Raw genomic sequence first — 1,636 nt, 5'->3', positions numbered from 1 at the left:
CGTCGCGGCGAAGCTGCTCGCCCTTGCGGCGCTCGGCGCGGGCGCGCTGGCCGTGGCGCTCGGCGTGTTCGGGGCCGTGCTCGCCGTCGCCGGGCGCCTGCCGCTCGGGCCCGCTCCGCTTGCGGCCTCCTGGGCGGGCATCGTGCTGGGCAGCCTGCCCCTCTACGCGCTGGGGCTCGGCGTGGCCCTGCGCCTCGGCCGCAACGCCGCCATCGGCGCCGGCGCGGCGGGTATGCTCCTCGCGTTCTTCTCAGTGGGCGGACTTGCGCACGGCCTCATGACCGGCGAGCTCACCGGTGCCCTGGTGACGCCCCTGAGCTGGGTGCCGCTCGCCTGGCCCGCGCGCCTGGGGTCGCTCGGGGTGGAGGCCTTCATCGACGCCGCACGCGCGGCGGGCCCTCTCCTCACGACTGCGCTCGCCAGCCTCGTGCTCACCCTGGCAGCCGCCGCCGTCCTTCTCGCCTGGTTCTGCCGCTTCGAGGACGGGAGGGCGGATGCGTAGGAAGCCGCTCGCCGCCGTGCTCGCCCTCCTCTCCGCAGCGCTCGTCCTGGGCGGGAATGCCCTGCTCGACGCCGGCTGGGGGTCGGCGCCGCGCTCGATCGCCGACCGCGTGCTGCCCAACCCTGAGATCGCCATGTGGGCGCCCGCGCCCGAGCCCGGTAGCCACGCGAGCTCCTACGCCGACGCCACCGGGGCGGGGGCGAACTACGTCTACCTGGTGGACGCGGCGGACGACAGGGGCAATGTCCGAGAGCTCCAGCTCATCTTCTTCGGGCGGGAGTCGGACGGCGAGGGCTGGCTCGAGATCGAGGCGCGCGGCGGCTCGGGCGTGCGCTACCGCGCGTGCGACGCGGCCGAGGCGCCCGCGGCTGCGCGCGGGGCTCTGGACCGCTGAGCGCGGCGCTAGTACAATTCCGACGAGGGTTTCAGGAGGTCGAACATGGCGAGGATACTGGCAGTGGATGATGAGCGGGCGATCCTCGACGCGCTCGCGCGCGTCCTCGGCCGCGACGGCCATGAGGTCGTTAAGGCAGCGGACCCGACGGCGGTCCCTGGGATGGACCTCTCGCGCTTCGACCTCGTGCTCTGCGACGTCATGATGCCGGGGCTCGACGGCTTCGAGCTCGTGCGGCAGATCCGCCCGGACTTCGACGGGCCCATCATCTTCCTGACCGCGCGCGTGGCCGAGGAGGACGCCGTGGCCGGCTACGGCCTGGGCGCCGACGACTACGTCCGCAAGCCCTTCGGGGCCGCGGAGCTGCGCGCCAAGGTCGCGGCCCATCTACGCCGTGAGCGCCGGCCGCGCTCGCACGCCCTCTCCTTCGGGGAGGTGCGGATCGACCTCGGGGCGCGCGACCTCGCCGTGGGCGGCGAGGCCGTGCCGCTCACGCCCACCGAGTACGCCATCTGCGAGTACCTCGCCCGCCACCCCGGGCAGGTCATGAGCCGCGCGCAGATACGCGAGGCGGTGCTCGGCTGGGAGAGCGACGCCGACGACGCGGCCATATCCATGCAGGTCAGCCGCGCCCGGAGGAAACTCTCCGAGGCCGGCGCCGATCCGATCGCGACCGTCTGGGGGATGGGGTACAAGTGGCAGCTCTGAGGACCGGGGCGCGAGGTCGCGGGGGCATGCCG

General features: G+C 74.2%; 3 protein-coding genes. All 3 read left to right on the top strand.

The window, feature by feature from the left end; all coding sequences use genetic code 11:
* On the top strand, positions 1–502 hold a 502-nt coding region (locus AB5750_RS09670), incomplete at its 5' end, for an ABC-2 family transporter permease (RefSeq protein WP_497197806.1).
* Entirely contained in the window at positions 495–896 is a 402-nt protein-coding gene (locus tag AB5750_RS09665; protein WP_368145913.1) for a hypothetical protein, read from the top strand. The genes AB5750_RS09670 and AB5750_RS09665, both read left to right, overlap by 8 nt.
* Positions 897–941: 45 nt before the next feature.
* Entirely contained in the window at positions 942–1,604 is a 663-nt protein-coding gene (locus tag AB5750_RS09660) for a response regulator transcription factor (protein ID WP_347478164.1), read from the top strand.
* The last annotated feature ends 32 nt before the right edge of the window (positions 1,605–1,636 follow it).

This window comes from Collinsella aerofaciens (assembly GCF_040926185.1).
GTDB lineage: Bacteria > Actinomycetota > Coriobacteriia > Coriobacteriales > Coriobacteriaceae > Collinsella > Collinsella aerofaciens_BC.
The sequence above is the reverse complement of the archived record's forward strand: the minus strand, read 5'-3'. Positions and strand labels throughout refer to the sequence as shown.